This is a genomic window from Daejeonella sp., from assembly GCF_049655485.1.
Classification (GTDB): Bacteria; Bacteroidota; Bacteroidia; order Sphingobacteriales; family Sphingobacteriaceae; genus Daejeonella.
This window is the reverse complement of sequence record NZ_JBASJU010000363.1, coordinates 1-8,155: the sequence shown is the minus strand read 5'-3', so window position 1 is coordinate 8,155 and position 8,155 is coordinate 1. Positions and strand designations below refer to the sequence as shown.

Annotated in this window: 11 protein-coding genes; 8 read left to right on the top strand and 3 right to left on the bottom strand. The window is 44.3% G+C overall.

Translation table 11 applies throughout. The features are described from left to right. A partial coding sequence (locus tag WBJ10_RS14770; RefSeq protein ID WP_424291628.1) for a hypothetical protein occupies window positions 1-190 on the top strand: 190 nt, incomplete at its 5' end. A gap of 93 nt (window positions 191-283) precedes the next feature. On the opposite strand, the gene WBJ10_RS14765 is transcribed toward WBJ10_RS14770, so the two are convergent. The 3 genes from WBJ10_RS14765 to WBJ10_RS14755 all read right to left on the bottom strand — a co-directional run bounded on the left by WBJ10_RS14765 (window position 284) and on the right by WBJ10_RS14755 (window position 3,539). Next, entirely contained in the window at window positions 284-2,587 is a 2,304-nt protein-coding gene (locus WBJ10_RS14765; RefSeq protein WP_424291626.1) for an ATP-binding protein, read from the bottom strand. Window positions 2,588-2,745: 158 nt separating this feature from the next. Continuing rightward, entirely contained in the window at window positions 2,746-3,084 is a 339-nt protein-coding gene (locus tag WBJ10_RS14760) for a helix-turn-helix domain-containing protein (protein ID WP_424291624.1), read from the bottom strand. Next, window positions 3,072-3,539, bottom strand: a complete 468-nt coding sequence (locus tag WBJ10_RS14755; protein WP_424291622.1) for a helix-turn-helix domain-containing protein — start codon at window positions 3,537-3,539, stop codon at window positions 3,072-3,074. Before WBJ10_RS14755 ends, WBJ10_RS14760 begins: the two co-directional genes overlap by 13 nt. A 242-nt stretch (window positions 3,540-3,781) precedes the next feature. Here WBJ10_RS14755 and WBJ10_RS14750 point away from each other — a divergent pair, with 242 nt between their 5' ends. The 7 genes from WBJ10_RS14750 (at window position 3,782) to WBJ10_RS14720 (ending at window position 7,996) form a co-directional block, all read left to right on the top strand. Further along, on the top strand, window positions 3,782-4,057 hold the full coding sequence (locus WBJ10_RS14750; protein ID WP_424291620.1) for a hypothetical protein: 276 nt from the start codon (window positions 3,782-3,784) through the stop codon (window positions 4,055-4,057). 935 nt (window positions 4,058-4,992) lie between these two features. Continuing rightward, on the top strand, window positions 4,993-5,634 hold the full coding sequence (locus tag WBJ10_RS14745) for a DUF6266 family protein (protein ID WP_424291618.1): 642 nt from the start codon (window positions 4,993-4,995) through the stop codon (window positions 5,632-5,634). A gap of 104 nt (window positions 5,635-5,738) precedes the next feature. Beyond that, window positions 5,739-5,945, top strand: a complete 207-nt coding sequence (locus WBJ10_RS14740; protein WP_424291616.1) for a hypothetical protein — start codon at window positions 5,739-5,741, stop codon at window positions 5,943-5,945. Window positions 5,946-5,957: 12 nt separating this feature from the next. Further along, window positions 5,958-6,107 (top strand): hypothetical protein, encoded by a 150-nt coding sequence (locus tag WBJ10_RS14735; protein WP_424291614.1) that lies wholly within the window; start codon window positions 5,958-5,960, stop codon window positions 6,105-6,107. 26 nt (window positions 6,108-6,133) lie between these two features. Further along, entirely contained in the window at window positions 6,134-6,784 is a 651-nt protein-coding gene (locus WBJ10_RS14730) for a DUF6266 family protein (protein ID WP_424291613.1), read from the top strand. Next, entirely contained in the window at window positions 6,771-7,529 is a 759-nt protein-coding gene (locus tag WBJ10_RS14725) for a hypothetical protein (RefSeq protein ID WP_424291611.1), read from the top strand. Before WBJ10_RS14730 ends, WBJ10_RS14725 begins: the two co-directional genes overlap by 14 nt. A 182-nt stretch (window positions 7,530-7,711) precedes the next feature. Beyond that, complete coding sequence (locus tag WBJ10_RS14720; protein ID WP_424291609.1) at window positions 7,712-7,996, top strand: hypothetical protein; 285 nt, start codon at window positions 7,712-7,714, stop codon at window positions 7,994-7,996. The last annotated feature ends 159 nt before the right edge of the window (window positions 7,997-8,155 follow it).

Sequence of the window (8,155 nt, the reverse complement as noted above, 5' to 3'; positions counted from 1 at the left end):
AACTGAAAACACCCAGGTCGCCGTGATGCACCCCTTAAAAACAAGGAATAAGCCGGACTTGCACCGGTACGCCTGGGTTTTTTTAATTAGGACGATCCCATCGTTAACTAATTGGGAGAAAAGTAGGGAGGAAGTTTTGGTTTTTAAGGGGTGGGTTAGGGAACGGGGGGAATTATTTAGTGAACGGTGATCCGAGGTCTGAAGTCGGAGGTCTGATTCGGAGTGGGGGAGTAGGGATGGTGAGTCTATTCACCGCTAGCCGGCGTTTTTTGCTCACCTAGTACTAATAGGCCAGTTCCTTATTATTTTCCTCATAACAAGGCAGCACAAATGTAAACACTGAGCCTTTCCCTATTTTACTTTCCAGTTTTATAAAGCCATTATGGCGTTTGACTATTTCGTTGGCAATAAACAGGCCTATACCAAAACCTGCGAAAATGTTTTCATTTTTCCCTTCAACACGGTAAAACCGCTCGAATATCTTTTCCTGGTGCTTTTTCTCAATCCCAATTCCGAAATCTTTAACACTAAAGAGTATCTGCTTATTCTCTCCCTGCTTTACCCGAACTTCAATTAACTCATCAACAGGTGAATATTTGATGGCATTAGTGATAAAATTAATGATCACCTGCCCTATCCTATCTTTATCTCCATAAAACTCACAAACCGGTTCGTTGAAAATCTTAATTGTAAGGTGGGGTTTGGTATGCAAAATATCCTGAACGGTTTCGTCAACCAGATTATTGAAGTTAAACGTTTGCTTATGAAGTTCCAGCTTATTCTCTTTAAACCGTGAAATATCTAAAATTTCGTTAACTAGTTTGGTTAGCCGCTCAACCTGAACTTGTACCCTAAGCAAGGATGACCGTACGGGTAATGGCGCTAATTTGGCCTGCTGTTCCTCTTTTAACATTGCAAGCAACATTTGCACGTATCCTTTTATGGAGGTAACAGGGGTTTTAAGCTCGTGGCTTACCATTTTCAGGAAATCTTCCTTCTTAATTTCAACTTCTTTCATTTCATGTATTTCGGTGGTTACTCCGATCCACATGCTTATATTTCCAGCTTCATCCCTAACAGGAGATGCGCGATTTAAATGCCATTTATATTCGCCCTCCAGGTTCATAAACCTCATCTCCATTTCAAAATCCGTCCCGGTTTTGGCAGCTTTTTCCATGCGTTTTCTAAATTCGTCCAATTCATCGGGATGCATGATGTTGTAATACCCAAAACGACTAAAATCGGCAAAGCTGAGCCCTGTATAATCGAGCCAATTCCTATTACAATAAGTTACCCCACCGTCTGGATCTGCGTTGGTTATTTTAGCGGGCATCAGATCATACATCTTACGCAAATGTGACTCGCTTTCTATTATTTTTTTGCTCAATTCGGCCTGTGGGCTTACCTCATTCGCAATTATGGCTATTCCTTCAATTTCCCCGGCCATATTTCTCTGCGCCTGGTAAACAAAGGTGTAATAAGATAATTCCATTTTGCCATTACGCATCAACTGAACCGGAACTTCGTAACCATAGCGTGGCTCGCCAGTGGTGTAAACGTGATGAAACAATTTGTCAAAACCCTGGTCTATCACTTCAGGCATAATAGCTAAGAGCGGTTTTCCAAACACATCTTTACCTTTACCCCATGTTTCTAATATGGCATCATTGGCAATGTCAATGATTAGTTCGTCACCTTTCAAGATAGCAATCGCAGAGGGAGAAGAATACACCATTTGCTGGTAACGATGTTGACTTTGTTCAATACTTTTTCGGGCCAGTACCAATTCCGTTATTTCATCAGCCACCGCCATCACCCCGTTGATAGCCCCGTCTTCATCTAGCAGCGCTTCATAAACGAATTTGACAAATACCTTCTCGGACTTACCATACCGTAATATGCTAAGTGGGACTTCTGGAGAAACAAATCGCTCACCTGTTTTATAAACTGTAGCTAAAAGTTCTTCAAGGCCCTGTCCCCCTAAATCAGGCATACTGCTAAACACCGGTTTATTCAGAACCTCGTCTAAGTTCCTGCCCCATAGCTGCAGCATATTATCATTAGCAAGCTCAACTATGAACTTTGGCCCGCGGAGAATACATATCGCTACTGGCGCATTTAGAAAAAGATTCTTCAGACTCCGGTTGGAGCTCTCACGTATAGATATAATTTTTAGCTGGAGACGAACTCTCGCCAGGAGCTCTTTTGCAGAAAATGGTTTGATCAGATAATCACTTGCATCTTTATCATAGACTTCAAGCTCGCCTTCGTCTCCGCGATCTGAAAGCAGGATAACCGGAATGTGCTCAGTTTCCAGATCTTGCTTTAATGCTTGCAATAGAGATAGATCATCCGAAACTGTCGCCAGTTTATTGCACAAAACCACACTAGGATGCTCTTCGCGAATGTAAGTTAATGCTGCCGTTGCATTCGGTATACTGATGATCTTATAATGACTTTTTAGCCGAGTTTGGATATGCAGACATACAATCGGATCCTCATCAACAACTAAAATTGTTGGCGTTTTCAAACTCGCTTTCCGGGTTACAGCTGGTAAGTCCAACAGTATTTTTTCGGTTTGTTCCATAATTAACGCGACAAAAATGTAGCGGTTGTATCCATTGTTGTAAGTTACCTTAATTAGTTGAATAAGAAGAGATAATTAAAAACGAAAACTCGTAATCTATCCGGATTTGTACTCGGAGCCCCGGCTCGTCGGGGCACTCGCTTTAGGGCGAATCCAGATTAAAAATCCTCCAATCTTTCTAACCAATACCGCAAACGAAAGCCAAGCCCTTTCACAAACAACACCATCCGGTTCCATGCTTGAATATAAGGCGGTGATAAAGACTCCTGATACAAATAAAAAACGACGCCGATCCGCATGAAGTCCTCAAACTCCAGGAAGCGGCTGCCATTCTCTAGCCTGGTGTATTGGGTAATGGAGTAGCCAGCATTTCTGGCTACCCATTCCCGTGAAAGTCCAAGCCATTTTCGGCCTTCGACCACATGCTCGAGTATTTCGGCCTGATGGTCTTGCCATTCTTGTGGATTGTAATTAAATATTTCCTTTACAGTAGCCATTTTCTAGTCAATCGATAGAGGCCATAAAGTACTCCTCCCACTAAAAGGGCCAGGTATATGAAGCCTGAAGGGTCATTAGCAGGCGGCTGATCCTTTTGACCATCTTCGAAACCGCGGGCGATATCACCGGGTAGGTTTACCACAAAATTGACGACCACTATAATCCCTACAATGATCAAGGCATAAAGCCAGTATTTATGCCAGGGCCATCTGAAACTTATAGATGCAACTCCATCGATTTCCTCCAGTTCGATTGGTGGAATATCCTTGTAGCCATGTTTTTCTAAAATCTTAATAATGTCGCGCGATCGTTCTACGCTTATTTTGGTCTTCCCTATTTCCAAGCGGCAATAGGCCGTTTGGGTCATGTTGATTAATTCTCCAGTCTCCTTCTGACTGTGGCCGAGACTTTCTCGTGCGGCCTTTAGATGTTGTAAAAATTTTGTTTTTTTCATTTTTTTTTAAGTTTAGTAAAAATGGGATTATCAATACCTTAAGTTACGCAGGGTCAAGTACTTAAGCAATACCTAAAAGAGAAAAAATACCGTTATGCGCGGTTATGCGTGATTATGCATAGGAAATTTCGCGATCTGCGAAATTATACCCGGTTAGTCGAAAACTTTCATGGTGTATGCACAATTTCGCTTCGTTGGCTTGTTTTGGGATGCCGAAATTTGTAGAGTGAAATGCATCCCTGATGTCAGAGTTCGAGAAAAAGATCATCATGCTTTTCGAGATGGCGTTGACAAATCAACAGAAGATCATCTCTTTGCTGGAGGGCCGGCAGGGACCAGATATGGACGATCCGGCGAACTGGCTGAATACGCAGCAGACGCTGAAGATACTCCCTGTGTGTGTAAGAACCTTGTTTACTTTAAGAAAAGACCCTGACCTTTTGTGGAGAAAGAGAGGCAGGTTCTATCAGTATTTCAAACCTTCGCTTTTTATAATCAGGGACAAGCACATTAAGTAAAAAAATGCCGGGCCTGAATTTTCCGCTTTCATTGCCACAGCGCTTAAGCCTGCTCCGGGACAAGAGGAAGACAAGTGGAAGACAAGTGGAAGACAGATCCGGGAGATTACCGGCCCTTCGCCTGATTAGGTCCCGCACTAATCCGGGGTTCCTCCCATATTTCTTGGAGGTTCATAGCGGATTTTTTCGGGTCCTGTTCGGGACTTGTTCGGGAAAACCACCCTTTTGTTCGGGAACTCTTCGGGAAACGTTCGGGAAAACCTGCCTTTTCTTCGGGATTCATTCGGGAAATGTTTCAGGCTTCTTCGTCGCCCGTCGAATGTTTCCGGAAGGCAAGTGGATTAAAACCAGCAGCCGACCGGAAAGATAGTGCCTTCTGTCTCCCATTTGTCTTAGTGCTGTCTTTCTTCAGTCTTATACCAGGGTGCTACAATACCTGTACTGATCCAAGCCGATTAGCTGGAGGTTATGTCTTTCGGAGTTTCAGCCTGCCTCCCTGCCTCGCAGGCGTTCGCTGGAATGATATAAATAAGTGACGAGATTCTGACTTTCGAGGTTCCAGCTTTCGCTGGAATGACATGAATTGCATTTTTTTAAATGGAGGAGATCCTGACTTTCGTTAGGATCGGAGTGGAAATCTAATTCCAGGTAATACTTAACTCATGACATTGCCTTTCAGGGAAATCTAATTCCGCATTCAGATTCCAGCGAAAGCTGGAATCTCCCCATACCCCTCCCACGCAGCGATGTCATTCCAGCGAAAGCTGGAACCTCAATGCTCTTAACTTATGGCTTTGGCCCTCACCGGCAATTCACGGCAACCTTCCGGCAAGTTTCGGCAATTGGCGGCAAAAATTTGACGGTTTTTTGCTTTGTACCCACGTTTGTGCTGTACCGGTACTTAACAGATTTTTTAACCATTTAATTTTAAAAACATGGGAACACTTAGAAATGGAGGCAATGGGACCTTCATCGGCAAAGCCGGAAGTTTTATTGGAAGCACCTGGCGAGACATCAGCTACATGAAGGGGATTCCGAAGATCAGTAACAAGCCGAAAACGCTGAAACAATTGGAGCAGCAGGCGAAATTTGCGACCGCGATTAAATTCCTTGGTCCGATAAAGGACCTCTTGAACGTCGGATTTAATGGCCAGACGCAAGGTAAAGCTTCAGGTTATAACATGGCAGTGAAGTTTACCCTCGACAATGCGATAACTGGCACATATCCGGATTTCGCGATCGACTATGGCAAAGTCATGCTTGCTAAAGGATCCTTGGCCGCGCCGGTTGGCGCCGCAGTTACTGCAGCTGCAGGAGACCTTGTGATCACCTGGTCGCCTGAATTAAATCCTTTCAATGGCTTCATGGATGACGAGGCCACCGTAGTAATTTTCGACCCGCTGAACAACATTTTCCTAAGCGGGGTGGTCGGAATTCTGCGCCCGGAAGGAGAGATGACTGTGCCTGTCCCGGTAGCCTATTTAGGGAATACGGTGCACGTGTACCTGTTCTTTATGTCTACTCGCAATAGCAAGGTGTCTAACAGCTCCTATGCTGGCCCGGTAGAAATTGTGTAATTAATCCTGCGGCGGCCGCTGTGCCGCCGCATTTTTCCTCGCTCTTAGCATTAGCGATGGGTGTGTACTTATAACTTATAACCTATTACTTAAAACTCAAAATCATGAAACTCATTCGAAAATATTTCCAGCCCAACGAATTCCCCTTCCACAAAGAATTTATCGGAATAATCATCATTGTTTTAATCTTTATCACATTCCCCTACGCGGTGCGGATGATCGATTCCACAGCCGCGGCGATAGACCCGGGAATCTACAGCGCGATTATTCTAGCTGTTTCGGCAATCTTGATATTCAAAGCCGGCACCTGATGGATCATCAAAGTGATTTGGCCGGTCTTTGCCGACTACTCCGCGCAGAATTTTGAACGCGACTTCAGCAAGCTCATCAATTCACAAAAGGTGCTGATCTACCTGGGATTCTATCTATCCATTTTCTACGCATTTGTCATTGTGCTGGCGGCACTTATTTAAAAATTAAACAATTAAAAAAAATCATCATGGCAAGAATAATAGCAGGAAAGATAACCGGCAAGATCGGGGATCTGATTTACAGTAATAAAAATGGAATTAATTATCTCAAGAAGGCACCAGAGAAATCTCTCAAAGCCCCTTCAGAAAAGCAGCTCATTCAATGGAAGAAATTCGCAATGCTCATGCATTTCCTGTCGCCGCTCAAAAAGTTACTTAATGAAAGTTACCGGGGCAGCGCGAAGAGATCAGGCTTGAACAATGCGATGAAGAAAAACCTTCTCGATTCGATAACAGGTGAATATCCTTGTTTCAGTTTAGACTATTCTAAAGTCTCCCTCGTACCTGGGAGACTGTGGATGCCGCCGGTAGAAATGGCGTATGATACAAAAACAAATGAATTGCTGCTCAGCTACGAATGTCAGCAAAACTTTAATGCTTACTTGGATGATGAACTGATTGCTCTGATCTATTGCCCGGAATTGCCACCATATTGGTATCAGATCAATACCGGACTTCAGCGCTTCGAACAAATCGGTGCATTGAAACTTCCAGAAGAGGTCATTGGCCAGGAGATCCATATCTGGCTTTACTTCCGTGGAGGACTGGACCAGTTTTCAAACAGCGTGTATATCGGCAAGGTGTCTACGCAAAAACCAAATTCTAATGAAACGAATTAATCACACTTCAAGCGGGGAGAATCTGATTGGGATTCTGTTGTCGATTTCTATAGGAATTGGGCTGATCTTATTTAGCTCTGGAAGAACAAATGCTCACAGTTCGGAGATAGCACCTCACATTAGTTTTATATCCAGCAGGATAAGGGTACAGCAAATATATACTTCCCAAATCGGCATCCGCGAAAAGTATCCGAACTCCGGACCCGATGTACAAAAATACCTGAACTACGTCGGCCTCTCCAAAGGCAATCCCTGGTGCGCCGCATTTGTGTGCTGGGTATTCGGGCAGGCAGGGGTCGAGAATCCCCGATCCGGATGGTCGCTTGCATTGTTCGGTCAAGATCGAGTGATATGGAGCCGGGAAGAACAAAGAACATGGAACAAGGAACAAAGACTTCCACCAAGCGTACCCATCGGATTTTCCCCTAACACATCACATATTAATCGGACGGCGATTCGCTGTGCATATCCCCCGGGCGCCGCGTCCGAATGGCTTCAGCCGGCCGGAGGGTCAGGGGTTGGATCGAATTCCTCTTTCCCAACCACCGCCGACATCTTCGGCCTCTACTTCCCCGAGAAAAAACGCATCGCCCACGTCGGCTTCATCGATGAATGGGATGGAACCTGGATGATAAGTGTAGAGGGTAATACCAATGTTTCAGGCAGCAGGGAAGGGGATGGGGTTTACCGTAAACGTAGACTGGTGAAGACGGTATATAAGGTGGCGAGATACGTTGGGAGGTGAAAGGTGAAAGGTGAAAAGGAGAAACGGAAAACGAAATGGTGAAAGTTAAGGCTGGTCTACCAATGACACGTTATTAGAGCTTGTCCTTGCGAGCGCAGCGAAGCAATCTCAAGCTTAGATGCCCCTAATTTGCAAACTCGGAGGATACAAATGCATAATAATTCAAACTAAAATTTAGAAAAATGAAAACATTAAAACTGATATCAATAGTAGTACTAATCCTATCTCTTGCTTCGTGCCGGAGCAGGGAATTGAATCTCGGCCGGTCAAAAACAAGCGAGATTGGAAAAGAAAAGATCAGCCTGAATGAAAATCATTCGGAATCGGTAAAGGGTGTGCGTGTTGTGGATATAAGGGACTCAAGTAAGCAATTTGTAGGGATGCGGATCTATCCGTTGGATACGTTTAGTTTGTCGGTGGATAAAGGGTTTAGGGGGAGGGCGAAGATGGTTGAGTATTGGGGGTGAAGGAAAGGGTAATTGATGGGAAAGATAGTTCTGGCGTGGTGTTTAAGAAAGAACAAACGAGTGGGTATGTTGGTAAGAATGAAATGCGAAAAAATGAAGTCTCGAAAAGTCAGGAAGTTAAGAACGAGAGGATGGGGGTGATGGGGTGGGTTGTGGTTT